Source organism: Sutcliffiella sp. NC1, assembly GCF_027594365.1.
Lineage (GTDB): Bacteria > Bacillota > Bacilli > Bacillales > Bacillaceae_I > Sutcliffiella > Sutcliffiella cohnii.
In genome coordinates this window covers 2,132,763-2,157,945 of the sequence record NZ_CP115153.1, presented here as the reverse complement: position 1 = coordinate 2,157,945, position 25,183 = coordinate 2,132,763, and the positions used below count along the sequence as shown (strand labels likewise).

The 25,183-nt window shown below is 33.9% G+C and carries 36 protein-coding genes, 1 pseudogene, 2 riboswitches and 3 other annotated features; of the genes and pseudogenes, 4 read left to right on the top strand and 33 right to left on the bottom strand.

Annotation, left to right across the window (positions count from 1 at the left end):
- Positions 1–34: 34 nt before the first annotated feature.
- Positions 35–136: riboswitch (TPP riboswitch) on the bottom strand.
- 68 nt (positions 137–204) lie between these two features.
- A complete protein-coding gene (locus tag O1A01_RS11270; protein ID WP_270066276.1) occupies positions 205–927 on the bottom strand; it encodes an alpha/beta fold hydrolase in 723 nt (240 codons plus the stop codon).
- A 147-nt stretch (positions 928–1,074) separates the two neighbouring features.
- On the opposite strand from O1A01_RS11270, the gene O1A01_RS11265 reads away from it, so the two are divergent.
- On the top strand, positions 1,075–1,491 hold the full coding sequence (locus O1A01_RS11265) for a DUF1284 domain-containing protein (RefSeq protein ID WP_270066275.1): 417 nt from the start codon (positions 1,075–1,077) through the stop codon (positions 1,489–1,491).
- Between the two features lie 53 nt (positions 1,492–1,544).
- Here O1A01_RS11265 and O1A01_RS11260 read toward each other — a convergent pair whose 3' ends face one another.
- The 13 genes from O1A01_RS11260 to istA all read right to left on the bottom strand — a co-directional run bounded on the left by O1A01_RS11260 (position 1,545) and on the right by istA (position 10,600).
- Entirely contained in the window at positions 1,545–1,994 is a 450-nt protein-coding gene (locus O1A01_RS11260; RefSeq protein ID WP_066411800.1) for a DMP19 family protein, read from the bottom strand.
- A 592-nt stretch (positions 1,995–2,586) separates the two neighbouring features.
- Positions 2,587–2,760: a hypothetical protein gene (locus O1A01_RS11255; RefSeq protein ID WP_169714876.1), complete on the bottom strand. Its 174-nt coding sequence runs from the start codon at positions 2,758–2,760 to the stop codon at positions 2,587–2,589.
- A gap of 82 nt (positions 2,761–2,842) precedes the next feature.
- Positions 2,843–3,007, bottom strand: coding sequence for a DUF4367 domain-containing protein (locus O1A01_RS25450; RefSeq protein WP_443081811.1), 165 nt, complete (start codon positions 3,005–3,007; stop codon positions 2,843–2,845).
- Between the two features lie 73 nt (positions 3,008–3,080).
- Positions 3,081–3,329 carry a hypothetical protein gene (locus O1A01_RS11250; protein WP_066411802.1) on the bottom strand — a complete coding sequence of 83 codons (249 nt, stop codon included), beginning with the start codon at positions 3,327–3,329 and terminating at the stop codon, positions 3,081–3,083.
- Between the two features lie 108 nt (positions 3,330–3,437).
- Positions 3,438–4,406 (bottom strand): alpha/beta hydrolase, encoded by a 969-nt coding sequence (locus O1A01_RS11245; RefSeq protein WP_084380157.1) that lies wholly within the window; start codon positions 4,404–4,406, stop codon positions 3,438–3,440.
- A 154-nt stretch (positions 4,407–4,560) separates the two neighbouring features.
- Entirely contained in the window at positions 4,561–5,010 is a 450-nt protein-coding gene (locus O1A01_RS11240; protein ID WP_066411803.1) for a hypothetical protein, read from the bottom strand.
- A 219-nt stretch (positions 5,011–5,229) separates the two neighbouring features.
- Complete coding sequence (locus tag O1A01_RS11235; RefSeq protein ID WP_066411805.1) at positions 5,230–5,718, bottom strand: hypothetical protein; 489 nt, start codon at positions 5,716–5,718, stop codon at positions 5,230–5,232.
- A 64-nt stretch (positions 5,719–5,782) separates the two neighbouring features.
- Entirely contained in the window at positions 5,783–6,043 is a 261-nt protein-coding gene (locus O1A01_RS11230; RefSeq protein ID WP_066411807.1) for a hypothetical protein, read from the bottom strand.
- A gap of 83 nt (positions 6,044–6,126) precedes the next feature.
- Complete coding sequence (locus O1A01_RS11225; RefSeq protein WP_235858047.1) at positions 6,127–6,969, bottom strand: alpha/beta fold hydrolase; 843 nt, start codon at positions 6,967–6,969, stop codon at positions 6,127–6,129.
- A gap of 168 nt (positions 6,970–7,137) precedes the next feature.
- Positions 7,138–7,752: an NUDIX hydrolase gene (locus O1A01_RS11220; protein ID WP_066411809.1), complete on the bottom strand. Its 615-nt coding sequence runs from the start codon at positions 7,750–7,752 to the stop codon at positions 7,138–7,140.
- Between the two features lie 163 nt (positions 7,753–7,915).
- Positions 7,916–8,020, top strand: a riboswitch (SAM riboswitch).
- 211 nt (positions 8,021–8,231) lie between these two features.
- On the bottom strand, positions 8,232–8,549 hold the full coding sequence (locus O1A01_RS11215) for a hypothetical protein (RefSeq protein WP_066417896.1): 318 nt from the start codon (positions 8,547–8,549) through the stop codon (positions 8,232–8,234).
- A 1-nt stretch (position 8,550) separates the two neighbouring features.
- Positions 8,551–9,318: an IS21-like element helper ATPase IstB gene (istB, locus tag O1A01_RS11210; RefSeq protein WP_066417888.1), complete on the bottom strand. Its 768-nt coding sequence runs from the start codon at positions 9,316–9,318 to the stop codon at positions 8,551–8,553.
- The gene (gene istA, locus O1A01_RS11205; RefSeq protein WP_270064575.1) at positions 9,311–10,600 is read right to left on the bottom strand and encodes an IS21 family transposase; all 1,290 of its coding nucleotides are present in this window, start codon (positions 10,598–10,600) and stop codon (positions 9,311–9,313) included. The genes istB and istA overlap by 8 nt, the downstream gene beginning before the upstream one ends.
- A 113-nt stretch (positions 10,601–10,713) precedes the next feature.
- Between istA and O1A01_RS11200 the strand changes: the two genes are divergently transcribed.
- The gene (locus O1A01_RS11200) at positions 10,714–10,878 is read left to right on the top strand and encodes a Fur-regulated basic protein FbpA (protein WP_270066274.1); all 165 of its coding nucleotides are present in this window, start codon (positions 10,714–10,716) and stop codon (positions 10,876–10,878) included.
- A 92-nt stretch (positions 10,879–10,970) separates the two neighbouring features.
- Here the strand turns inward: O1A01_RS11200 and O1A01_RS11195 are convergent, their stop codons facing one another.
- The 5 genes and pseudogenes from O1A01_RS11195 to O1A01_RS11175 all read right to left on the bottom strand — a co-directional run bounded on the left by O1A01_RS11195 (position 10,971) and on the right by O1A01_RS11175 (position 13,951).
- Positions 10,971–11,435, bottom strand: a complete 465-nt coding sequence (locus O1A01_RS11195) for a YjdJ family protein (RefSeq protein WP_084380161.1) — start codon at positions 11,433–11,435, stop codon at positions 10,971–10,973.
- Between the two features lie 33 nt (positions 11,436–11,468).
- Positions 11,469–11,930 carry a GNAT family N-acetyltransferase gene (locus O1A01_RS11190; protein WP_066411811.1) on the bottom strand — a complete coding sequence of 154 codons (462 nt, stop codon included), beginning with the start codon at positions 11,928–11,930 and terminating at the stop codon, positions 11,469–11,471.
- Between the two features lie 68 nt (positions 11,931–11,998).
- The gene (locus O1A01_RS11185) at positions 11,999–12,517 is read right to left on the bottom strand and encodes a DUF6886 family protein (RefSeq protein ID WP_066411813.1); all 519 of its coding nucleotides are present in this window, start codon (positions 12,515–12,517) and stop codon (positions 11,999–12,001) included.
- 30 nt (positions 12,518–12,547) lie between these two features.
- Positions 12,548–12,964: an SMI1/KNR4 family protein gene (locus O1A01_RS11180; protein WP_270066273.1), complete on the bottom strand. Its 417-nt coding sequence runs from the start codon at positions 12,962–12,964 to the stop codon at positions 12,548–12,550.
- 94 nt (positions 12,965–13,058) lie between these two features.
- Positions 13,059–13,951: pseudogene (locus O1A01_RS11175) on the bottom strand (AraC family transcriptional regulator).
- Positions 13,952–14,069: 118 nt separating this feature from the next.
- Between O1A01_RS11175 and O1A01_RS11170 the strand changes: the two are divergent.
- Positions 14,070–15,014, top strand: coding sequence for an EamA family transporter (locus O1A01_RS11170; protein WP_066411826.1), 945 nt, complete (start codon positions 14,070–14,072; stop codon positions 15,012–15,014).
- Positions 15,015–15,043: 29 nt separating this feature from the next.
- On the opposite strand, the gene O1A01_RS11165 is transcribed toward O1A01_RS11170, so the two are convergent.
- The 14 genes from O1A01_RS11165 to thrS form a co-directional block, all read right to left on the bottom strand.
- Positions 15,044–15,499: an NUDIX hydrolase gene (locus O1A01_RS11165; protein ID WP_066411829.1), complete on the bottom strand. Its 456-nt coding sequence runs from the start codon at positions 15,497–15,499 to the stop codon at positions 15,044–15,046.
- Between the two features lie 4 nt (positions 15,500–15,503).
- Positions 15,504–15,977 (bottom strand): inner membrane protein YiaA, encoded by a 474-nt coding sequence (yiaA, locus tag O1A01_RS11160; protein WP_066411831.1) that lies wholly within the window; start codon positions 15,975–15,977, stop codon positions 15,504–15,506.
- 111 nt (positions 15,978–16,088) lie between these two features.
- On the bottom strand, positions 16,089–16,439 hold the full coding sequence (locus O1A01_RS11155; RefSeq protein WP_066411833.1) for a hypothetical protein: 351 nt from the start codon (positions 16,437–16,439) through the stop codon (positions 16,089–16,091).
- Positions 16,440–16,451: 12 nt separating this feature from the next.
- Complete coding sequence (locus O1A01_RS11150; protein WP_270066272.1) at positions 16,452–17,003, bottom strand: GNAT family N-acetyltransferase; 552 nt, start codon at positions 17,001–17,003, stop codon at positions 16,452–16,454.
- 63 nt (positions 17,004–17,066) lie between these two features.
- Positions 17,067–17,510 carry a hypothetical protein gene (locus O1A01_RS11145; RefSeq protein WP_270066271.1) on the bottom strand — a complete coding sequence of 148 codons (444 nt, stop codon included), beginning with the start codon at positions 17,508–17,510 and terminating at the stop codon, positions 17,067–17,069.
- Between the two features lie 107 nt (positions 17,511–17,617).
- Positions 17,618–17,806, bottom strand: a complete 189-nt coding sequence (locus O1A01_RS11140; protein ID WP_066411839.1) for a hypothetical protein — start codon at positions 17,804–17,806, stop codon at positions 17,618–17,620.
- A gap of 68 nt (positions 17,807–17,874) precedes the next feature.
- A complete protein-coding gene (locus O1A01_RS11135; protein ID WP_066411844.1) occupies positions 17,875–18,285 on the bottom strand; it encodes a hypothetical protein in 411 nt (136 codons plus the stop codon).
- Between the two features lie 88 nt (positions 18,286–18,373).
- Positions 18,374–18,586, bottom strand: coding sequence for a hypothetical protein (locus O1A01_RS11130; protein WP_066411846.1), 213 nt, complete (start codon positions 18,584–18,586; stop codon positions 18,374–18,376).
- Between the two features lie 126 nt (positions 18,587–18,712).
- Positions 18,713–19,810, bottom strand: coding sequence for a hypothetical protein (locus tag O1A01_RS11125; RefSeq protein ID WP_066411848.1), 1,098 nt, complete (start codon positions 19,808–19,810; stop codon positions 18,713–18,715).
- Positions 19,785–20,345, bottom strand: a complete 561-nt coding sequence (locus O1A01_RS11120) for a sigma-70 family RNA polymerase sigma factor (RefSeq protein WP_066411851.1) — start codon at positions 20,343–20,345, stop codon at positions 19,785–19,787. The genes O1A01_RS11125 and O1A01_RS11120 overlap by 26 nt, the downstream gene beginning before the upstream one ends.
- Positions 20,346–20,476: 131 nt before the next feature.
- Positions 20,477–20,845 (bottom strand): YybH family protein, encoded by a 369-nt coding sequence (locus O1A01_RS11115; RefSeq protein WP_066411854.1) that lies wholly within the window; start codon positions 20,843–20,845, stop codon positions 20,477–20,479.
- 15 nt (positions 20,846–20,860) lie between these two features.
- Entirely contained in the window at positions 20,861–21,238 is a 378-nt protein-coding gene (locus O1A01_RS11110) for a hypothetical protein (RefSeq protein WP_066411857.1), read from the bottom strand.
- Positions 21,239–21,312: 74 nt separating this feature from the next.
- Positions 21,313–21,711 carry a VOC family protein gene (locus tag O1A01_RS11105; RefSeq protein WP_066411859.1) on the bottom strand — a complete coding sequence of 133 codons (399 nt, stop codon included), beginning with the start codon at positions 21,709–21,711 and terminating at the stop codon, positions 21,313–21,315.
- 37 nt (positions 21,712–21,748) lie between these two features.
- The gene (gene thrS / locus O1A01_RS11100) at positions 21,749–23,692 is read right to left on the bottom strand and encodes a threonine--tRNA ligase (RefSeq protein WP_270066270.1); all 1,944 of its coding nucleotides are present in this window, start codon (positions 23,690–23,692) and stop codon (positions 21,749–21,751) included.
- A gap of 50 nt (positions 23,693–23,742) precedes the next feature.
- Positions 23,743–23,966: a binding site (T-box leader), on the bottom strand.
- Between the two features lie 29 nt (positions 23,967–23,995).
- Positions 23,996–24,218, bottom strand: a binding site (T-box leader).
- A 33-nt stretch (positions 24,219–24,251) separates the two neighbouring features.
- Positions 24,252–24,476: a binding site (T-box leader), on the bottom strand.
- 157 nt (positions 24,477–24,633) lie between these two features.
- Here thrS and O1A01_RS11095 point away from each other — a divergent pair.
- The gene (locus O1A01_RS11095) at positions 24,634–25,182 is read left to right on the top strand and encodes a sigma-70 family RNA polymerase sigma factor (protein ID WP_328225275.1); all 549 of its coding nucleotides are present in this window, start codon (positions 24,634–24,636) and stop codon (positions 25,180–25,182) included.
- Position 25,183: the final 1 nt, after the last annotated feature.

Here is a 25,183-nt window from a genome sequence, read left to right as displayed (position 1 = left end):
AAAGAAAGTGGTTATAGTTGAAAGAGACATACCTGTCCTATATACTCCACTTCCCTTCGCTAGCATTACCTAGAGCAGGTTAAAGGGTTAAGACAGATTGTCTCTCTCAGCTAAAAAAGCACCCCTAGTGTTTTTACACTATTTAATTACATCTTGATGTTAACAAACATTCTGAACATTTACAAGGCATATCATTTTCATACACTAGTTTCTATGTGTTGACTTTATGAAAGTTAACAACATTTGCGAATATAAATCCGGTTGGTCTCTATGAACTAAATGTCCAGCGAATGGAATGATGCCTAAATGTATATGTTGATTCATTTCCTTAAATGTATTGGTTGCTGAAACTTCTAATTCTTTTTCTTCACCAATTAAACATAGAGCAGGAGTGTTGAGTTCGGCAACATCCGCTATTTCTTCAAAAGGATAAAAGTCTTTTTCGTTAAATGAACGTAACAGTGATCTCCAGTCATTTTCTCCATGTATTTGATTTAAGTAAGTTACTACTTCTTCGTTTTTAAATAAGTGTTCTTCGTATCTTTCCGCTTCATCTTTTGTTAGTTCCTCCCAGTTATCTGGTTTAATAGGAAAAATACCTGAAAAACAGACTGAAAGTACTCTATTAGGATACTTCTTAGCAAAAAGTAACGCAGCAATCCCACCGATTGATACGCCTGCAATATGACATGCTACAATATTTAATGAATCTAACGTATCTAAAATATCATCTGCACTATGACTGAAATAATGATCAATCGGACCAACGGATTTTCCGTGTCCTCTTAAATCTGGACGAATCACTTTATATCCTTTACTACAAAAAAATTCACTTTGTTCCTCATATTCTGTAAATCCAGTCATTCCACCAGAATGAATTAAGACTAAAGGTTCACCTTCACCTGCAATCGTTGTATGCAAAATCATACGCCTTCCCCCTTGGATGTTTTCCTGATTATACCATTAATAGATTCATATAAATAATATTATTTAAATATTTTAGATTATGTTAAGATATAACCTATGTTAACTTTAATTTCATTTTGGTTTACTCTTACTTAAGCGGAGGTAATTATGTACAAATTACGCGGACATCATTTATTTTGCCTACTCGGCTATCGAGGGATGGGGTATTCAAAAGAGTATGTGGAGAATATGACGAAATTGCATCAAACGCTTCGAAACGATCCTGAAACATGGATTCAAATCGTAAAAGGACCAGATCAATTGTGTGAAAAATATCCTAACACCGGTGAATATCATTGTAAAGACAAAACCATATATGAGCGGGATGCCGCTATTTTAGAAAAGATGGATTTAAAAATTGGGCAAATGCTAAAATGGAAAGACATTGAATTTCGAATTCGTCAGCATGTAGTGCCAACTGATATACAAACCGTTTGTGAGTCTTGTTCATGGAGAACATATGGTGTGTGTGAGGAAGGTGTACAGGAAATGTTGGATGGGAAAGGATTGAGAAAAGTAGAGTAATTGGAAAACAGTTCTTACTCTCTTAGCAAGAACTGTTCCCCCCCCTTCCTATACTACTCATTGATTAATTGTGGATATACTTTTACAAAATACTCTTCTAATAGCTGTTCTAGTTTACCATCTTGAGAGTAATATTCTCGATCAGCTATTTCAATGACCTGATAAAAACTGTCCTCGACCATTTCCCCTGCTTCTAGAGCTTTAAAAAACTGCCACATCTCGTAGCCATACTTTTTCATAATAACTGCACATTCATTGGCACCTATTTTTACTAAAACGTAAATTAAATCGTTTAAATAATCGGATACACCTACTTCTTCAATATCCCCCTGCATCCAATTGAAGAAACTTTCATGCCCTCCGCTTTCTAGCTCTGAATAGTACTGAAAGACGATAAATAATTCGTTGAGCATTTTACTTTCTGTTGGATAATCATTACTACTTATTATTTGTATTACTGCATTCCATATGTCGTCTTTACTCATCTTTTCTAGTTTTGTCATTGTCCTATCTTCTTTCTTTAGTTAGTTTACTTTTTTATTTTTCGACAAAATGTTTGAAAAACCTCTATATCACTTGTGATTTTTTGATAAATATTTAAAGCTTGTTTGCAATTAAAATAAACGAGCTTGTCCAAGTTCCATATTCACGCTGACTTTACATAGTTTTATGCTTAAAAAATCGGAGGGTATGCACCACTTTGACCAAGCATATGCATCACTTCCCGTTTCCTATGCACCAACACTACCTTTATGCTGACTTTTCGGTAGCTTATGCACCACAACCGGTGAGGGTATGCACTACTTTGACCTAACCTATGCACCACTTCCCGTTTCCTACGCACCAGCACTACCTTTATGCTGACTTTTCGGTAGCTTATGCACCACAACCGGTGAGGATATGCACTACTTTGACCTAACCTATGCATCACTTCCCGTTTCCTATGCACCAGCACTACCTTTATGCTGACTTTTCGGTAGCTTATGCACCACAACCGGTGAGGGTATGCACCACTTCTCGTTTCCTATGTACAATTACTCTTATGCCATAAAAGAAGGTCCCCGAAGTCAGTTTTAACTGATTTGGGGACCGCCACTATTCATTAATTTGTTGTTGAACTTGTTGAATTTTCTGTTGAGCTTTTTCAAGTTCTTTTTGAGCAAAGTGACACGCCTCTGCTTCTGGACTATTAGAGCTAACTTGCTTTAAATGATGATGCGCTTGATGGATTATGTCTTGTGCTTCTTGTAGAGTGCTTTTAAAATTCATACGGTTCATCCCTTCAGGTCATTATTCCCATTTAACTTGTGCAAATCTATGCCGGAATACACTTATGATACGAATATATTTTTTAATTAAAAGACTCTGCCATTTTAACGAGCTGCTTTTTACTAAGTTCTGATGGAGTAACTTTTGAGAAATATGTGATTTCGTAATAGAGATCTCCATCCTGCCATGAAAGGATTCTTTTCATTGTGTCTTTCGGAATAAACACTGCTTCTATGTTATTGTGTATGACAACTTTCCTTTGCTTTATTTCATTAGAATATGTAATGGGGATGTTTGTAATTCGATACTCAATTACATTCTTATCTTTTATTTAAAAGTCTCACTCTTAGTTGATGATCGGTTGCCCCAGATTCTAGCATGCTCATTTCTTCAAATGGAACTTTAGTAGGAATTTTTACATCTAAGGGAAAGTTAGAACGTTCGATTTTTTTCATAACTTCTGATGTATTATAATCATACATCTTGCTTCTCATGACCGACCAATTAACTGCTAGAGAAAGAAATGCAAACATAAAAAGAAATATTACAATGAATTCTTTCCTATTCATTCTATCACCAACCTATTAGACTAATAATAAGTTTGACGCTGAAAAAATTAAAAATGTTTCATTAATAAAAAAAGCAGAGGACATTTACTGTCTCTGCCAATCTCATCCTTACATATACTTCCCAACGAACTTCCATATTGTGTTCCAGTACGTTTCTGGATCTACTTTTTCCGCCTCTCCGTGACCAGCCCCAGGAATGACAAGCTTTTCTTTATCCACGGTTGTTGCTTCATATACTTCTTCTAACATTTCATACGGAACAAATGTATCGGCATCACCATGTATGAAAAGCATCGGTGTTACATTTTTAGCAACTTGGTCAACTGCTGACGCTTCGTATAAATCGTAGCCGGCACGTAATTTAGTTACTGTGTTAGCCGCATTCATTACTGGAAAGGGTGGTAAACCGAACAAATCATCTAACTGATACGTAAACACATCACTAACTGATGTGTAACCACAATCTTCAATAATAACTCTTACATTAGAAGGTAGTTCCTCACCTGATGCCATCATTACTGTTGCGCCACCCATAGAAATACCGAACAAGACAATCTCAGCTTCTGGATCCAATGCAATTATTTCATCAATCCATTGCAACATGTCTAGTCGATCATGCCAACCCATTCCGATGTAGTTACCTTCACTATTACCGTGTCCACGAAGATCAGGTGCTAGTACGTTAAACCCTTCTTCATAAAAATTGCGAACCCACCTTGTCATACCTGCCGCGCTGCTCGTATATCCGTGAGCCACAATTGCCCACTTAGAGTTTGAATCACCGTTTTTATACATATCAGCATGTAGTTTTAATTGAAGCTTATCATTTGAAACGATGGACATGGCAGTCGGCGGGTACTCGAGTTTAAACTGATTATCAGCGACCCGTGCCTCTTCCGCTACGTCCGCCATCGCCATTAGAGCTTCGCTATCTTCCAAATGTGGATTCTCATCTAAATATTCTTTTTCATCATTTGCATTCAGTGCAAAATTATAAAAATAATTACCAATTAAGCCGTAAGCAACCATTAATAAAATGACGCAAACAGATAAAATAATGACAAGTTTCTTTTTCATTTTTCTCTCCCCAATTACTCTCTTAATCTACGAAACGTAAAACTATTTATTTTTATTGTGATTTTATCTTATCATAGCGTAACTAATTTATAATCTATAAATAATAGAATAATCCGAATTAAACTCAAAAACGTTGGTTCATGACAGACCAACGCTAATGTCTAATTCTCCTCGCAAATTTAAACACTAGATAAAGTACATATAAGGAGAGAAAATAAATAACCGCTGAGTAAACAACACTCCAATTTCTATAATGTAATACGTTAATGTAAACTGAAAATAATTCAAGTAAAACAAATATAATAGTCCAAACTGAAATATATAAAAACTTTCGAAATTGATTACTAAATAGAGGAAAATAGTTAAAAGCTATATATAATACAATCGCCTCTCCTGCAACGATGAACAAATATTTCCATTCCACTAGCATTTCATCAAAATACCAGTATAAATTGTATTTGTTATCAAGGTACATATCTGTTAACAAATTCAATATGATGGCAAATTGTAATGTAATAATAAGTTCTTGTATAGGTTTTTTTCTAGGTATGAATATAGCTATAACTAGAAATACAATGACCATTATAAGATAGAGAACGAACAACAAGAACACCTCATTTTTGTAAAACAATATGTATTATTATTACTACCTTTACTCATTTGATTCGTTTAGTTTTATATATCATCCACTTTGTCTAATAATCCCATAAAAAATGCCCGAAAAGAAAAATCCCAAGCATATCATATATGCTGACTTTTCCAATCGAGCCTTTGTTCACTTTTTTAAAAAGTTTGAGTGGTTCTACGCACGCTCAAATAACCGTTAGGACTTCCAGTTTTCCACCTTTTCATCCATCTCCTTCATTAATTTATTTATATGAACAGATGAATAATTAAATATTTTACTATGGATACGATTAGGGAACAATTTTTTAATATCTTTCTCATAATAGGAGCCGTCACCAGGCATTGTGTAACTTAAGATTTCTAAGCCTCTTTCACTATCATTAACATGTAGAACGAGCGGAACCGACATAGATGTACCGGACTCTATTACTTTATCCTCTATGTAGTATTCAGAAATTAACGCCCAAACGTATATTTCTCCTAGTTTTTCATTCGAAGCTAGCACTTCGTAGGCAGTAAAAATTTCTCCTCCAAAGTTCGGTTCTATTACTTCCTGCTTTAAGTATTTTTCTATTGTTCCTTCTTCTTCTTTCGTAAGGCTAATCTCTCCAGCTTTTACGATTGTTTGGAAACCTACTAGTACGAGCACCACAACTATTAATAACAAAAACCATTTTCTCCCCATACATCATCCTCCAATAAATAAATTTAAAATATCAGACGATACAAAGAACAAAATGGTTTCAAAATTAATTTATTATAAACAAAACTAATGCAATCGTTAAACCGATATTAATACTTACATCTTTTACAACGTTTCGTTTTTCTCTTCTCTTTTCCAATATAGCTAGTATTTTTCCTCCAATTATTAATACAATCGGCACAGAAATGAACGTTTTGCTAACAAATGCATTTACGGAGTAGTCTCCCATTAATGGGATGAATATTAAAAGAACAGTAATTAATAAAGCTAATATGTAAAAACCATATCTTACATTGTAAAATTTCATACATTATTTCTCCTTAAGCCTATTTTCATTTTTTTAATTATAATAGCTTTTTTCCTAAGTAAAGGTCCCACCAAACAATGACTCTATATAAAGTTTTGTTTACTATCTTCAAAACTAAATAAAATCTCTTGGCAAATCTCCATAAATTTTTTACTATTTTCAAAATGAAGATCATGTCCTTCTTTTTCAAAATAGATTAATTTTTTCGCTGGGCTTTTAATTAGCTCATAGTACTCCTCTACTATTGTAGTTGGCGTTATATAATCGTACTTCCCTGCTAGAAAATACACCGGAATAGCGACTGATGTTACCTGCTCTTTAAAATTTATCGTCAACATCTCGTCCCTTAGACTTTTTACTAAATAGTTTGTACCTCTGAACCACTTAAACGTATCTGTTAATCTATAATGCTTAGACTCTATCATTTCTTTTAAATAATCATTCCATAGGCTCGTTTTTTGTTGATACTTATAGCCGCCATACTTATCTAGAATATTTCTAAATAGAGCAGTTTTGTATAGAGTTGGATACGGAGGTGGTCCTATTTTTTCTAATTTTTTTCGATTAGAAATGTCATTATTCAACTTAGATTGTTTTAAGGCGTAATCATAACCTATTATTTCGCCTTCTAATAAGTTAATAACTTGACCAATTCCTATATAACATTGAAATAAATGCGGATATTTTTGTACCGCTAACAAGCCAATGATGCTCCCCCACGAATGACCGACTAAAAGGATCTTATTCTTGTTAAAGCGTTTCATTAGCATTTCAGCTAAAACTTTTGTATCCTCCAAATATTGATTAATCGTTAATGGTTCTTTAGTAATTTTACTATTGTAACTCTTCCCTGAACCTCTTTGGTCCCAATCAACAACAATGAAACTTTCCTCTAAATCTTTAAAATAATTATCTACACAATAAATTTGAGCGGCTCCTGGACCACCATGTAGAAAAAGAAGAATTGGGTTATTTTCATTTTTACTTCTTATATAAATCCATTGCTTATCTCCGTTAATACTTACAGTTTCTAAAGAGTTGATTCAAAACACCTCCTGCATCAATATAAGTCACTATCTCTAAATACCGAATAATTAGTCAAAATAGACAGGCTCTTGAGGATTATGTAGATGTTTAAAAGCTAGTTGAATTTGGGATTTTGTATTTCTTGCTACAGATAATTTGGGTAGTTCGTTTTCATCGAAAAAGCCAACTTCACTAGTTTCCAGCCCTGATTGTGCATGGCCCCCGATAATTTCACATTGAATAAACATTTTATAAACATGATATGGTGACGGAGGATGCGGATGGCACTTTTTATCCATTACCGCTATCAATTTTTTAGCTTTTACTTCATATCCAGATTCTTCTTTTACTTCTTTTACAGCCACTTCACTCGGTGTTAGGCCGATATCCCCCCAACCGCCTGGTAAAGACCATTCCCCATCATTTTCCCTAACTAATAAAATTTTATTTTCCTTAAAAACTACTGATCTTATATCTACTTTTGGAGTAGCATAACCAGTTTCGTTTGCAAATAATTTTTTTATTATTGAATTGTCTATATCTGTATGTTGAGACATTATTTCTACACTAATATCTCTTATCTGCTCAAACCGCTCCATATCATAAACATCTTTTGAATACGTTAATCCCGCCTGGGCAATCGATTGAAGCTGTTTTGCCCATTCTAACCATTTAGGTTCCATTTTGTTTCACCGCCAAAATATGGATTTTCTTAATATTAATTTAATTATAACCAATATCATTAATTAAACCACCCCGGACTATCACTATCTTTAAGATACATGTAACAAACCATTAATTCATAGTAGACAAATCGGAATAATATGTATATCATAATATTATATTTACTTATCAAGAGAGGTAGAGGGACTGGCCCGATGATACCTCAGCAACAGGTTCCTTTTGAACACTGTGCTAAATCCTACAAGTTTTTCACTTGGAAGATAAGTTGGTTTTCATTACATTTCTTAAAATCTTCTTATCTTTTATTAGTCTTCAAAACATGGATATTTTAAGGAGAGGATTTTATGAGTTTACTTAACGAAGTTGTATATAAATGTCAAGGTTAAAATGTACATTTTTGCTCACTTTAGAATGTACACTTTTGTTACTTTTACACTTTTTCTTTCCCCCAACCTTGTTAGATTGGGGGAAGCTGTTGTTAAAAAGTATTCATCCTTAATCGAGCTTCTAACTCATTATTTTGCTTCCTTAGAACGATTATTTCACTCTTAAGTTCATTTATTTCTTCTAATAATCTTTCAATCTTTGTTTGATCATCTATTCCTTTTTCATATACTGAGCCTTTCCATCTACACCATTCATTAAAATCGTAAAGGTCTTCTTCACAGAAGGCTTCTTTTGAAACCTTTCTACTTGGATCACTATTCAACCATTCCTGAACCCATTTGTCATCATCGTCACATTTTACTCCGTACGACCGAAAGAATTTTATCGCCTCTAATACCATTTCACTCATATTATTTATCTCCTTGTACTTTGTTTTCCCTGTTAAAATGATCTTTTAACCGATATGAGTCGCCGATAATATTAACCACTGTGGCGTGATGAAGAACACGGTCTAAAATGGCATTGGCTATTTTAGGGTCTTGAAATATTTCACCCCATGTTTTGAAGCTGGCATTTGTTGTCAAAATAGTGCTCTTCTGTTCATATCTCATATCGATTAACTGGAAAAATAACTTGGCATCTTCTGCGTCAATTGGAAGGTAGCCAATTTCATCAATAATCAGTAGCTTGTATTTCGCATAATGTTTCAGCCTGGTTTCTAAACGATTTTCAAGTTTCGCCTTTTTTAGATTTAGAATTAAATCATTACATTTAATAAAATAGGTGCTCGTTCTTTTCTTGGCAGCTGCGATTCCAATCGCTGTTGCTAAATGAGTTTTCCCTACTCCACTTGTTCCCAAAAAAACGATATTTTCTTTCTGTTCAATAAACCGTAAGGTAGTAAAGTCTAAGATTTGTTGTTTATTAATCGATGGTTGAAAGTCAAAATCAAAGTCTTTTATTTCCTTAAAATGCGGAAATGCACCGACTTTTACCATTGACCTCACCATGTTTACTTCCTTCATGTCAATTTCATAGTCCGTCAGTTTGATCATAGTGTCTGTAAACGACAATTCATTCTTGGTCATAAAATCAATGGTTTCATCGAGATGCAGGACCATTTGTTTTAACTTTAAATACTCTAAATTTTTTACAAGTTTGTTATAGCTGCTATTCATTTTTATACACCTCATTAATTGCCTCTAAGTTTTTCATTGCCAGTTCTTCTATATTCGTAGAGGACGGTAGTCCTCTTGCTAATGTATCAGCGTAATGCTCCGGCTTGTAATTAATTTTTGACTGGCGAATAGGGTGTTGGACAATTAAATCCGTGTTATAATAAACAAAGATATGGTTGTCATATACTTGTAAACGAACCGTTTTTCCGATGTATCCAGGTGGGACTGAATACTGATTGGATTTGTAAGTAACCATATTAGACGGATTTACTTTTACAGGTGTATGATCAATTCTATAGGAATCTCTTATTCGTTCATGTGGTAATGGGGATAGGAGATTTCTTTCTTTATTTATTGCTAGTATTGGGATTTTTCCTGTTCCTTGATGATAGCTATTGTTAATACGATCACATAACTTTTGGACAAATTGATAAAGCTCTTCATAATCAAACTTTCCTTGATATGCGTGAATTTCATCAAGTAGTTTCATTGGTGATTCTACTTTTCCTTTTGTCCTCGGTCTCCCAGCGATACAGGGCTTTACTTCAAATCCCATATCCTTAGAAAATTGAAAAAATTTCTCGTTTACTTTTCCTTTTTGATATTCTGTTCGAGGTTCGTCCATAATCGTTTTCATGTTGTCTGTCAGAATGGTTTTCGGCACTCCTCCAAATGCCTCAAAACTTTCCGTAAGGAATGACAATAATATACTTTGAGACTTAGAGATTGATAGGTTGTATGTACGAAACCTTGAATAGGAAAGTAATAATACATATACATTCACATATAGGATTTCCCCGTCTTTTGTAATATAGCGAATATTTTCTTTCCAATCTAATTGCGCTTGTTCTGCTGGTGGTGTTTCAAAACGGACCACTTCACTAACTGTACTCTTACGCTTCTCTGATTTAAAATAACTTTGGAATTCCGATTTACTGGATATGTATTTTCTAAAAGTTGATTGTCCACAATCTAAGCCATGATTATCTTTCAAGTATTGCCATAGAACTCTCTTGTAATAAAATTTTTGAATGGATCCTTCTGACAGAAGCAACTTTATGACCTCATAGTATTCATCCACTTTTGATGTTCTTTTACGAGTGCTTTTCGGCTTATATCCCTTTAGATATTTGTCAATCGTCCTCCGATCTACACCCATATCCCGGGCCAATTTACTCTTATTGATTTTCATCTTTAAGCTCTCCATTAATAATTTTAATTTTGGTAAGTCTGCTAAACTCTTAATTTCAATATCTGTATTAACACTGATTTGCATATGCATAATATTCTTTCACCTCTAGAATATTATCCATTAACTTATCAAAGCTGTACATTTTTAAATAATCATTTTTGTACATTCTTAAGTTAGCATTTATAGTTGTAGAAGTAAGAAAAATGGAGATCATTTCAAAATTACTAGAACATCATCAATTTTATAAAAAAGAAGATGCATTACTTGATTTGACGCTTTCAGAGTTGGAATATGAATATTACAAAGTCCAGTCCAACGTACATCCACATACTGGGTTTAGCTCCATCCGGTTAAAGAAGTTTTCATAAAACTCTATTACGATTAAAAAAGGACTCTGTATTTGAGTCCTTTTACAATTGTGCTTGTTGACAAATTATTCTTGTTCATATGAAATTATAATTTATGCAGTAGTTTCCCTTTTGCTACCTAAAAACTTCATGCAAATCGTTGTGGCAATACATACAATACCAGTTAACATACTAAAGTAAAAAAAGACGTTCCCACCTATTGTTGATGAATTAGAAACTAAATAACTTAGAAAAAATAAGGATGCAGCTACAAAACTTAAAAAATATATAAAGTGTTTAGTATTAAGGACTTGGAAACTAACAAGAATTAATAGATACAAAAAACTGATTAACATTACTAATGGAAATGTCGGATGGAATTTCGCCGCATAAACAAAATAATCTAGCTGTGATATTTGGTTTCCATTCTGAATTTCTCCATTAAGCTGAGTAAACGGAGTGGAATATTCCCATTCCCACGGATGATCGATTATCGCGCTACCTTCGTACCAAGAAACAAAAGTAGAAAACAATAGGATCATCATTGCTACTCCGAGTTGAAAGAAAAACTTAAACAAGACAGTTCACTACCTTTCTCATAAACATCCAATTTAACCAGGAAAATATTCCATCGGCTCTGTACAATGTTTGTAACCATTTTTCTTATAATAATTAATAGCTTCGTCACTTGGCCATACGATGACGAATTCGTAATTATTTTCTTCTATCCATTTATTTATGTAACTTAGAAGTTCACTACCAACACCCTTCCCTCTATATGCTGGAACAGTGTATACGTTTGTCATGTAGGCGAACGGATAAGTTACCCTACCAGGTCGCGGAACCTTTTGGATTAATTCGATGTAAATATGAGATACAACTTTTTCATCTTCTTCGACTACCCAAATGAACCATTGATTGCCGTTTATAGCACCTTCTAAAAAAGAGTGGCATTCTTTTTCAAAGTCTTCAAATGATGCGTTTCGTTTACTTTCATCATGCTCAATCGTAAAATCCCATCTCATTTGTATTAATTGCTTAATATCTTTTGTTTGTGCAAGTCTAATTTTCATCTTTCCATTCTCCCCCTTGCTTAACAGCAAACCCTTTTCGAGTAGGGTCTGCTAGCCATAAATATTAACTAGTTCCTTTGTGCATTTCCCATTTTGCACATGGACCAATCAAAGCTTGTTGTTTGAATCTTTTCACATAAATCCCAAAGGCTATCAACTATTCTTACTTCTACTTTTCGATGGATTAATTCCATCAATAAATCATTCACTACAAATCTATTGATAGGAACTTGAGTTTTTTCACTTACATAATAGCCCGCACACCTGTCGAGTAGATAAAAATCAGTACTGTTAAATTCATATAAGTATAATGTAGTATCTCTCATAGTAGAAAACCACTTATGCTCAATGGCAACAACGTGGTTTGTAGTTTTAGAAGACATATAGCGGTTTTTATCGTCCTCTGTGGTACGCTCGTTACAATGATATGTAACTCTCGGACAATTTCTAGGTGTTAAGAAGTTAGGTAAACATTTTTCATTAATTGCCCAAACTAACCCTTTACTTTGATCCATATCTTGTCTAGTAGGTATTCGAGGTACGAACTTTGAAATGTCAGGTTGTTCGCTTACGTGAAAAAGTCGCATAATTCCTCCTCTGGCTCTCAATTAATAGTATCAAACAAAGATTTCTCCTAAAATCCAGCCTTTTAGAAACTCTTCTAACGACGGGGCAATTAATTTTACACTACCATCCTCGTGATTCCAGCAATATATGCATTCATTTTGCTGCATTCCCTCTAAAAGAGAGTAGCCAAATAAATCCCCGTTCCCTGCATCTGAAAAAAATAAAATGTTATCCATATTATTATGTGAATTTCTAGCAAACAGGTTTTCACGTATCATTTGTTCGGTTGACCAAATGTATGAAATCCCATAATGACCAAATACACCATTTGTCTCTTTGTATAATTCCAATATTTTTGCTGGGATTTTTACATGTAAGTTATCTTCAACTGATTTTAGTTCAAATTTTGTTACAGGGTTTTGAAACTGACACTCTACTGAAATACTGCTTAAGTAGTCCTTCCACATTTTATACCCCCTTATTTTTAAAGATACATTTTATTAATAGCACCAGTTAAAACTCTAGTAAATAACTTCCACATAATCAGATTTATTCCTGCTCTTACTTCCCACTCCTATTTTTATATTTTTTATATGCTAACGGTGTCATGTTCATCGTTTTTCGAAACTTTTCAATGAAATAGCTGGTGCTGTTAAATCCTACCTGGTAAGCAACATCTGTTACATTCGATTCAGGCTGTGAAGTAATAGTAAGCTTTTTTGAATGCGGTAATCGATTACGTAATTTAATGGTGATTTCTTTAAAATTCGTTTGAAATATCGACAGCACTCAGAACGACTTAAATGACCTGCCTTTGCGATATTTTCTAATTGAATTTTTTCCGCATAGTTATGGTGGATCCAATTTAGCATTTGCTTCATCCTTTGGCTTTTTAACAATTCTGTCTGTACAAATTGTAACGGAATACCGTTCATTATTAAATTTTTCCATATTAACGTTAACTGTAGACTAATATCGATTTCATAGTAAGGTTGGGTTTGTTTAAATAACTCATTTATTTTCTTAATAGAGGTTAAAATGTTTTCTCCCCAGGTTTCATTTGGTGATATGTGCAAAAACGGGATGTTCGTCGCCTGTATATACGGATTTACATACGAATTAAACAGCTCTTGAGATAAAACGAAACTAGGAGAAACATTTAAACATATGTAAACACAACCAGAGTCATTTTTATCTATTGCTGCATGTAAACAACCACTATTGATAAATAACCCTTCCCCTTCTCTAACAGTAATTTTCTCTTCGTTAATTTGAAAAAGAGCTTCTCCCTTCACAATGAGAACAAACTGTAATTCATCATGCCAATGAAATGGAATATTTCCATTAATATTTTGCTTAATGGTCGTTTCGTAACACGCGATTGGTAACACAACCGTACGATGCTCTGTTAATTCTTTTAGGCTTTTGTCGACTCGAAAATCTTTTATTTGCACCTTCCCACCTCAATATACTTATATTTTTTTATCCATTATTAGTATTATTTCATGAGTTTTACCTTTATTATAGGGATTATTGTATCACTATTTTTATATTTAAAGGTGGAGTAATAAAATGAGTAGACAAAAGGGGATATTTCTCGTTATAACCGGTGCCTTATTCTGGGGAATTGGTGGAACTGTTTCTAAAAAGCTTTTTCAGGACTTTAATATAAATGTAGAATGGCTTGTAACGACTAGATTACTTATTGCTGGATTATTACTATTAGCCATTCAATTTTTTAGCAAAGATCGTGCTCAAATATTCGATGTTTGGAAAACGAAAAAAATAGCAATTCCGTTAATTATTTTTGGCCTATTCGGAATGCTAGCCGTCCAATATACGTATATGGCTTCCATCGAACATGGCAATGCAGCGGTTGCGACGTTATTACAATATTTAGCACCAGTTATGATTATCGTTTATTTAGTTTTCAGAAAGCAAACGGTGTTAACACGACGAGATGTTTTTACTGTTACACTTGCATTAATAGGCTGCTTTTTCTTATTAACAAACGGATCAGTTTCGCAATTATCTGTACCTGCACCGGCTATTATTTGGGGTGTTTTATCTGGCGTGGCATTAGCATTTTATACTTTATATGCGATACCATTACTAAAACAATTTGATTCCCTTGTAATTGTTGGATGGGCAATGATTATTGGCAGTTTCTTTTTAAGCTGGATTCATCCTCCTTGGCAAATGAACTTTCAAGCATTAACAGGAGAAGCTATTTTTTACTTAGTATTCGTCATCATTTTTGGAACAATGATTGCCTTTTGGTTTTATATTAAGAGCTTACAAAGCCTATCTGCTAAAGAATCAAGCTTACTCGCAAGTATTGAGCCACTAGCAGCTGTTTTTACAACTGTATTTTGGTTAAATGAACCTTTTGGCCATTTTCAATGGATTGGAACTATTTGTATTATTTTTATGATTTTCATCTTAGCGTTGAATAAAGAACCTGCTACGATAAAGAGTAAAGTGTATAAGGAAGAAAAGCCCCTTAAAATCAGCTAATTTGGCTGAAAGGGGCTTTTAAACTTGCTTTAGATAGATAATGTAAGAGAATATTGTTTAATTAGATTTTTTATAAGTGGGTTAAGTTCATCTGGTAGTTCTTTTAAATGAAAGTATTTCACTTCTGTAGTTTCTTGACCATCTGCTTTTAACGTTCCACCGATAATTTCCTTTGTTACGTACGCTACTGTTACAGGGTAGAATTCATCGCCGTTACGTAATTTAACGAAGTGCTGTTTTCCTGAAAAAACACCGACTAACTCGAGTTTACCAACTTCAATCCCTGTTTCTTCTAACACTTCTCTTCTACCAGCTTCTTCTGTTGATTCTCCAAGCTCCATGAAACCTCCTGGAACTCCCCACATGCCGTCACTACGTTTTTGTAATAACAACTGCCCTTTCTCATTTATGGCTGCTACTGCCACACCTACTAAAATTAATGGACGATGGCCAACTTCTTTTCGTAAATCTTCAATATACCCCATAAGTTTAGACTCTTTCTCTAGCTTTCTCTGTATCTCGAATATTCTTTTGAACTGTTATTGCTGCGAATAAACTTAAAACAAACGCCATTGCATAAAAGCCTTTTTCACTTAATATGATACTGCCCGCATTATATAAACCGATTCCCATTAAAGAAATAGAAATAATAAGTGCTAACCAGCTAATACCGTAATAAATGTTAGTAACCGGAATACCATCTTCTTTATCTCTTACTGCTTTTTGCAACGAAACTGCTGAATACAGCCCAAAAACTAGTACGGCAAAGTAATAGCCTTTTTCGTTCAGCTCCATTGTTGCGTTAAATAGCCCGATAAGATAAGCCGTTACACCAACTAGTAACGCTCCCCATGAAGCACCTTTGAAAGCAGCAGTCGGTTCTCCTTCTTTTCTTTCCACTTTCACTTTTGGCGGTTCTTTTTGCTTTTCTGTATCTAATACAGCGTCATGTTCATTTGACATTTCATTTTCCTCCTCTCAAAAAAAGAGTACCCTCACAGAAAGCACTCCTACCTAAAGCTATTATATATAAAATCTTTACAAAAAATAGTAAATTTTTAAAAAATCAAAAAATTATTTCGAGTCATTCAAAATATCTTCTAAAAAGTTGATCGCTTCATCCTGATCATACGTTTTGAAAACAACTCCCCTGTTATCGAAAATAACGAATGCGGGGACTTTTTCTAGTTTTAACTCCGGATAGTTTTTGTTTGTTTCTTCTAAACTAGATGGCATTGTCACTTTATTTACTTCGTTAAAAATAGGTGGAAATGGTGTAACTCCCTCATTTCTATCTCTAACCCACAATAAGGAGTACTCCCCATTCTTCTCCGGCATTAAAGCTGGGTAAGCATCAGAAGAACACGCTACGACGACCGATAATAAAAAGACCGAAACGAGTCCATGTAATAACCTTTTCCTCATTCTACACACCTCTTACTCATCTAACCTATTAATAATTCCGTAGTATACTAAATCTACAAATTGATTTTCTTTCTTAACGTGATCGATTAATATTCCTTCTTCCTTCATCCCTATCTTTTGAAGTACTTTTCCTGAAGCTGGATTGGAGTCGAAATAGCGGGCAAAAACTTTATGGTATCCTTTTTCCGCAAATGCAAACTGTATAATAGCTTGCGCTGCTTCTGTCGCATACCCATTTCCCCAAAACTCCTCACCAATCCAGTACGCAAGTTCACCGTGTTGAAATGGTTGGTTATTAGATAAGGCAATCGCCCCTAATAACTTCCCGTTTTCCTTATCAGTAATTGCAAACTCATACGCCTTATCTGATATGTAATTATCATAATGACGTTCAATCCAAGAAAGTGCATCCTCTACGGAATAAGGATATGGTAAGTACAACGTATTTTTATAAATATTATAATTGTTGCATAGTTTCGCAACTGTTTCGGCATCTGACTTTTGAAACAGTCTAAGAATTAGTCTATCTGTTGAGATTGTTTTATGTTTATGGTCATAACTCATGTTAAATTCCCCCCTTTTGATTTGCCACTTTCAAATGAGCTTTTGATGTGACATAAAAACTTTTTACGATTCACCATCTAATGAATACCCTGCACCAACCATTCCGTGCCTTGCTGGTATATCAGGGTAGGATATTCCCCCTACTACCGCTCCATTGACGACAAAAACATGAACATATACTTTTCCTTTTGATTTAACACCATTACTTTCCCAATTATCTAAAGGATGACCTTTTACAATAAATTTCTCTACATACACCGTTTTATCAAAGTAGGATTCTGGGTTGTTACCAGCTACGCTCCATTGTAGATCGTACGGAGGTTGTTTTAATTTTGATTCCGTTAATAGGTAACTTTCTACTTGTTGTTCATAAGATAAAATTTTATACCCTTTTTCATCTAAATACTCTTTTGCAACTAAACCAGTTTCAGTTAGTTCTTCTTTGCTACAGCCTGATAATACAGTACAAACAACAATGACTAAAAAGAACATATAGTTAATTCTCATAGCATCTTCTCCTTTTGGATAGTTGCTTACTTATTCCACAAAAAAAGCGCTAATCCTTTTTTTGGAATAACGCACTTTTAGTTTCATAATATGATAATTACAAGCTTTTAATTGATCCTTCTAATAAAAACAAAGTATTGAAGAAACTCTCTTTCACTGAGTGATATACTTGATGTTAAATCTTTCGTTCTTAATACAAACTCTTTAACCCCGATGAATTCAGATTCCGAGATCAAATAAAACTGTGTTCCTTTTTTATATCCTTTAAACTGTGATTTTAGTTTATATACTTTCATTATTTAACCTACCTGATACTATTAACATTTCATTTATTATATCAGATGAAATTATAGAATAAAGTCCATTATTTTTTTCTTATACAATCTAATAATACATACCCACCTATTAGACCGGTTATCGTGGTTATATTCGTATTAGCTAGCAATACGAGTTCTGAATAGAATAAGATATATTGTCCACCAGAAGTTAAAGCAATAAGCGGTACAAATGAAATGTAGAGAGCTGGTAAACAAATTCCGAGAAATTTAGGAACATTGAATGTCCATCTACTTCCTTCTTTTATTTCCTTAACCCACTTTGAAGCACGGAGCAAAATTCCAACTAAGACAGGAAAACATGTGAAAAAAACAGCATACGGAACGAGATTATAAGTACTATTTCCTACCTCACGTAAATTTACTTGAATTTGATGTCCGATGTATAAAATAACACCAAAGAGTACGGTCCAACCTAGATAGGTTATAAATTTTTTCATCTTTACCTCCAGCTAAATGTAATAGCTTCCTTAATATATATACGGACATCTATTCGAAAAGTTTCCTTTTATTTGTAGTTCTTTCTAGTTATCTATCATTACGAGCATGTCTTTTCATGGAAGCGTTAATTATTAGTATAAATCCGAAACCAATCATAACACTCTCCATAAGCAATACGATCCAGGAACTTAAAGTAAAGGCAAAAGACAGGATAAAAAATAGGATTCCGCTTAATAGAATTAATGATAATCCCATAATAAATGAAGTTTTTTCTGGTAGTTGCTTTATTTTATTTAGCATTAATTACGCTCCTTTTTAATAAAGCTAAAATAATTTAAAATTGTAACCCATCCATATTGTACCATGGATTTTTAATCCTACATAAAAAAGCGTTAGGCTATGGCCCAACGCACCCAAACTTCTCGTTTATTTTAATTGCATTACAATATCTTTTAAATCATCCAATGAGAATTCTCCCTGAAATGTTACTTCATAAATATAGCCATTTTTTTCACCTAATAAGAAAAAGTCGTCATAATATTTATCTTCATAGTATTCCCAGTTAAAACCGTTAAGCTCAAATGTCTCAGATAGAACTGGAGGTTCCCATGGATTTCTAGGGTCTGGATTTTCAACCATTCGTGAGTTATGAGGAAACAAACCGTTTTTATATTCTAATAAATATATTACATTATTGGTATCACTATTATCTGAATAATAAAGATTAACACCAGGTCCGTGCTCTTCTAAATATGAAACGAAAGAAAGTGTGTATTGTTGCTCCAATTCTTGTAAGCCTAAAATATTTGGCACTAACCTTTGCACATTTTTAAATGCCATTTCTGTTTCTTCCGGATCAGACTTAGCATTTAATATTAAACTTTGATCGGGGTGAATAACTGGTTCTTCCTTTTTAAATAGTAGATACCCTGGTATATTCGTTTGATTTTTGTACACTACACCTTTTGCTGCAATGTATTCATTTTTATCTTTATCCTTTACTGAATAGATCGAGCGCCCAGGTGGGATTTCGTTTGAATCGCCATCTTTTTTAAAATTCCAATCTCCTATTCTTTTTACTTCTCCCATTATTTCCCCTAACTGATCTTCTGTAATTTCTTCGTCTGTTTTTTTATAGTAGTAGTTATTAAATATTATGTACGGATAGGACTTAATAGCGTTATGTGCAACTATATTTTCTTTTATTTCTTTAGAGGTATTTATATTTGCATCAACATCTTTGGCGTCAGAGTTGGAACTTCCGTTAGACTTTATTAACGCAGAATTTTCATGCTCAACTACATCTTTATTGTTCACCATATTAAAAGTAAAGGTTACTAGTGATGCAGTAATTGAAAAAAGAACGATAAATGATACAATCGGTTTCATTTTATAATAAAACTTAACACTTTGATTACCGTCTATTCTTTTACGAACTTTATTTTTTGAGGATTCACTGAAATGAGTATTTTCATAAATAGTATTGTTCAATATTGATTTAAGATTGTTTAAATCTTTTCTCATACTCTTCTTCCTCCTCCAAAAGTTTATCATATAACATCTTTTTCCCTCTTCTTAACCTCGACTTAATTGTTTCTATGTTTAACCCTGTTAACGAATGTATTTCCCTAATTTTTAATTGTTCATAGTAATATAGAATAATAATTTCACGATATTTTAACGGTAACTCAAAAATGAGCGCAGCAAGTTCCTCTTCTTCGTTCTTTTTCACCACTTCTTCCTCTACGGTTAAATTAGATTTAAAATAGGACATAAACTTATCTATTTGCACGATATTTTGTAACCATTTCGTTTTTAATAAGTCTTTACATTTATTAATAGTAATTCTATATAACCATGTCTTGTATGAACTTTCTTCTCTAAATCCGTCTAGTTTTATGTAACAAGTGATAAACACTTCTTGGGTTATATCTTCGGCCATATCCCAATTTTTTGTATACGAATATGCAAGACGCTTTATACTGTCTCCATACTCATCCATTAAAAGCTCGAGGAGTTCTCTATTTTCATTTTCTCGATAACCATCTTTCGGTTTCATCTTTTAGCCCCCATGTTAACATCTAAGTTTTAGACGACTGTATAGTAATAAATGTTGCATACTGAATAATAATTCTTTTATTGCAACAAAAATTGCGTTAATCTTCCATAGACTAACGCATTAGTAGTTTCCTATTTTACACCCTTACTCAAATGTTCATGTATAAGCTTCCATTCACCGTTACAGTTTATGAATATATTAGTAGCTCGTCCGCTCCCAGAAACAAACTTACCATTGTGGTAGCCTTCATAATGATAGGTGTATAAACAAGTAGCTGAACTATCTGAAGTTGCAATCCATGTTACATCCTTCGCGGTATACACTTCTTCTTTAATCGTATCCCAAGCATTTTCAAAGTATTGTTGGATTTCGGTCATGGAAGCGCATGTTTTATTTGTAAACCAAAAAACTGCTTGGTCATGAAGGTGTGTTTTTACGTTATTGAAGTCATGAGTGTTGGTAGCTTCTATGTATTGTTTTAATGCTTGCTTGTAACTCATTCTTATATCACCCTTTCATTTTTTTAACAAAAGCATAGCTCTCCTATATGCTAAGTACAAGTATAAAATTGTGCTATATACAATGAAACCAACGATGTATATAACAGCTCGTACCGTTGGATCATAAGTCATTTCCCCGCCTCCATGTGCTTCATTATGCCATTTAAGTTGAGAGTGAAAGGACCAAATAGCTAGTACAGCAATGACTAACATTAGAAAAACTGGCACCGCCTTTTTTTGTAGCCCAATGCTTATTAAACTATCTTTAAAGGCATGCTGGAAATTCCAGTCCTTTTTAAAATCGACATTTTCTATTTTTCTAGTAGGTGTAAAAAAATAGATCATTAGTCCTCCCCAAACGAGTCCAAAAATAAATATTGCTGATAACTGCATGGAACCCACTCTCCCATTTTTATTATTTACATGTGAAAAGCGTTAATCCTAAAGGAATAACGCTATCTACAACATTAATTAATTGGTAAGTTCAACTGCCAAGATACACCATACTTGTCATTAATCCATCCAAATTTTTGACTAAACCCGTAATCACCAAGTGGCATTAAAGGTGCTCCTCCGTCTATTAATTTCTCATAAAGCTCATCGATTTCTTGTTCCGAATCACATGTGAGGAAAATCGAAAAGGAAGGAGTAAACGAAAAGTCATGTTTAATATTGCTATCGATACACATAAATTCTTGCCCTTTTAACGAAAAAGATGCTTGCATGACACTTCCTTCATCTCCTGGTTGGTTTGCACCGTACCGGGTGATGCTTGTAATTTCGGAATCCTCTATTAAAGAAGTGTACAAATTCATTGCTTCTTCCGCTTGCCCTTGAAACATTAAAAAGGGAGTAACTTTTTGCATATTTTCAGCTCCTAATTCTTATATTGACTTCATTATACTAAACTTTTGCGGAGATTCCATTTCCATTAATACTACGTTCTTTTATCTGTTCTAAAAGCGTCTTAATAAATATATCGTGATCAACACTTTTCGATTGTTTATGACCATATTCCCTAACACTAACAGTATTTCTTTCTACTTCCTTGTCCCCTACTACTAACATATATGGCACCTTCTGTAACTGTGTAGTTCTTAGTTTATATCCTAACTTTTCATTACTTTCATCAAGCTTCACCCTTATCCCTAATTGTTTCAATTGGGACTGTAGCTTTAAGCAGTATTCTAGATGAACATGTGAAACTGGGATTAATTGTACTTGTATAGGTGCTAACCATACAGGAAATGCACCTGCAAAATGTTCAATTAGAATACCAAAGAATCGATCAATCGAGCCAAAAATCGCACGGTGTATAACAACTGGGCGGACTTTTTCATTATTAGCATTAATAAAATTTAAATCAAATTTTTCTGGCATTTGAAAATCTAGTTGGATTGTGCCACATTGATGACTTCTTTTAAGAGCATCTTTAATGTGAAAATCAATTTTCGGTCCGTAAAATGCTCCATCCCCTTCGTTTAATTGATAATTGACTCCTAAAGTTTCTAAAACATTTTTTAATGCTGCTTCCGATAGATCCCATAAATTGTCATCACCTAGAGAATCTTCCGGTCTAGTAGATAGTTCCACAGAAAAATCAAACCCGAAAGTACGATACACTTTGTCAATCAGAGAAAAGACTTTTTTAATTTCGTCTTCGATTTGATCCTCTCGTACAAAAATGTGGGCATCATCCTGGCAAAATGTACGAACTCGGAGTAGTCCATTTAATGCACCGCTATATTCATGACGGTGAACTTGACCAAATTCCGCCATTCGAATCGGTAAATCACGATAAGAATATAAATTATTTTTAAAAATTAACATATGTCCAGGACAATTCATCGGTTTCAATGCAAATTTAGTATGATCAACGTCAGAAAAGTACATATTTTCATGATAGTGTTCCCAATGACCTGACTTCTCCCACATTTGTTGATTCATCATAAATGGAGTACGAACTTCATCGTATTCCGCACCATTTTGAACTTCACGAGAAAATCTTTCTAATTCATTTCGAACGATTTGTCCTTTTGGTAAATAAAATGGCATACCAGGTGCTTCCTCAGAAAACATAAATAACTCCAATTGTTTTCCTAACAAGCGATGGTCACGCTTTGCTGCTTCCTCTAAAAAGTGAAGATGTTCGTCTAATTCTTGCTTTTTTCGAAAAGCAACGCCATAGATTCTTTGGAGAACTTCACCTTCACTATCCCCTCTCCAATATGCTCCAGATACACGAGTTAATTTAAATGCCTTCATAAGTCCAGTAGAAGGAAGATGAGGTCCACGGCAAAGGTCAATAAACTCCCCCTGTTTGTATAAAGTAATTGTTTCACTTTCTGGTATTTCTTTTAATAACTCTAACTTAAAAGGCTCCTCCATTTCTTTAAACAATTTTTCAGCGTTTTCAAAGGAAACATCCATTCTTTTGATTGTTAAGTTTTCGTTCACAATGTTTTGCATTTCCTTTTCGATTGCTATTAAATCGTTTAAACTTAAGCTATTTTCTAGCTTTAAATCATAGTAAAAACCATCATCAATAACAGGTCCTATCCCTAACTTTACACTCCCATACAATCTTTTTACAGCTTGTGCTAAAACATGAGCTGCAGTGTGCCGTAAAACTTGTAACGCTTCGTTTGACTGGAAAGTTAAAATTGTAAGTTCAACATCCCCCTCAAGTTGAAAGGATAAATCAACTAATTGACCATTTACTTTTCCTAATACAGCATTTTTTTGTAACCCTGTGCTAATAGCCCCTGCAACACTATACACTGTACTCCCTTTTGGAAATTCCTTTATATTTCCGTCAGGCAACTTAATTTTCACAACGTTTCCCATTATGGTCACTCCTTTTAAAATAATGTATAAAAAAACACACCCATCCCTATAAAAGGGACGAGTGTGTAAATACCCGTGGTTCCACCCAGCTTCCCATAAGACATAATGCTTATGGCTCTAGTGCTGTAACGTAGCATCGACGATATTGGATACTTGAGTTCCCCAATATAGCTCAAAGGTGGTAAATTATTTTTCCGTTGCTAGGAAGCTCGCACCTTTTTCTTCCCTCTCTGTTAGCCGTAAAAATAATTCATGTCCTTTTCATCGCTTTTATTAAAAAATAAAAAAACAGACTCATCCCTCACAAGGGACGAGTCTGTATTTACCCGTGGTTCCACCCAACTTCCCACAAGACTATAACGCTTATGGCTATGGTGCTGTAACGTAGCATCGACGATATTGGATACTTAGTTCCCCAATACAGCTCGAAGGTGGTAAATTATTTTCCGTCGCTAGGAAGCTCGCACCTTTTTCTTCCCTCTCTGTTAGCCGTAAAAATAATTCATGCCCTTTTCATTGCTTTAGTATTTTGAAAAAATAAAAAACAGACTCATCCCTCACAAGGGACGAGTCTGTTATACCCGTGGTTCCACCCAATTTCCCACAAGACAATATTTATGCTTATGGCTTTGGTGCTGTAACGTAGCATTTCGGTATTGGATACTTTTCATTCCCCAATACAGCTCAAAGGCGGTAAGCTACTATCCTGCGTTAGGAAGATCTCAGCATTTCTTCCCTCTCTGAAAACCGTAAAAGTAACCCATGTCCTAATCCGTGCTTTTTTAATAACTCTTATTTTTGATTTTTATATATATTACAATATATTCCTACATAACACAACTAGTTATTTCAGTTTCTTTTAAAAAATATATTTTCTTCCATATTTCCAAACCACTAACCTGCTAGCTTCGTCTAAAATGGAGGAAGAGGTGAAAATGCAAATGAGTGAATTAAGGCAAATGCCGCTAACAATCGAAAGCTTAGCTAACAAGGAAGATATTATCAATCAATTAATAAATGATTATAGTGACGACATTTTACATTTTGTCTATACATACGTAAAAAATCAAACGGTTGCGGAAGATTTAACACAAGAAGTTCTAATTAAATGCTACGAAAAATTACATACATTTAAACAACAATCCTCCATTAAAACGTGGGCTTTTCGTATTGCAAGTAACCACTGTAAAGATTATTTAAGAAGCTGGCACTATAGAAAAATAACTTTAAACGAAAAAATTCTTGATTTTATTCCATCAAAAGAAAAGCAAGTAGAAGATGCTGTCATTCAAAAGGATGAAGAAACAAGCTTAGTTAATGCAGTGATGACTTTACCAATTAAGTTTAGAGAGGTAATTTTTCTCCACTACTTTGAGGAATTAACCTTATCAGAGATTAGTAACGTTACGGGTGTGAATATAAATACGTTAAAAACGAGACTAAAACGTGCAAAAGAGTTAGTAAAAAGTAAAATTGAAGAGGAGGTATAAA